The following is a 507-nucleotide window of genomic DNA, read 5'->3' as shown; positions in this document are numbered from 1 at the left end:
AGCCGGAACAGCCGGAACAGCCGGAACAGCCGGAACAGCCGGAACAGCCGGAACAGCCGGAACAACTGGCGCCTCTGAAGCTACGGGAGGAGAAGCCGCAGCAACGGGAACCTCGGGTGTTAGTGAAACCATCGGAGCCGCGGGAAGTGCCGGAGCAATGGGAGCTACTGGGATTACCACGTCCGCTGCTTCAGGAATTGCCACAAACACGCAAGCCGAATCCTCAGCTCCTTCCGCGCAAGTTGATCATGTGGAACAACTGGAACCTGTCGCTGCCAAGCCCGCGCCACCTGCCAAGGGCACCGTCGCCCTGGATATACGGCCTTGGGGGGAGGTCTACGTGAATGGCCGCAAGCAAGGTGTCAGCCCGCCTTTGAAGTCCTTGTCGCTGGCTCCAGGCTCGCACCGCATTGTTATCAAAAATGCAGGCTTGCCAGAGTTCAGCACAACAATTCGAGTGCGCTCAGGAAAGACGGCCAGCGTCAGTCACGAGTTCAAATAGGCTGC

The 507-nt window shown here is 59.6% G+C and carries 1 protein-coding gene; it reads left to right on the top strand.

All coding sequences use genetic code 11. The annotated features are described in order from the left end of the window. Positions 1-502, top strand: a 502-nt coding sequence (locus tag U2949_RS08100) for a PEGA domain-containing protein (protein WP_321287092.1), incomplete at its 5' end; no start/stop codon positions are given. Between the last annotated feature and the right edge of the window lie 5 nt (positions 503-507).

Origin of the sequence: Alcaligenes phenolicus (assembly GCF_032063905.1) — a bacterium.
In the GTDB taxonomy this organism is placed as follows: Bacteria; Pseudomonadota; Gammaproteobacteria; order Burkholderiales; family Burkholderiaceae_B; genus Alcaligenes; species Alcaligenes phenolicus.
Note: the sequence above shows the minus strand (reverse complement) of the source record. Positions and strands in the feature narration are given on the sequence as shown.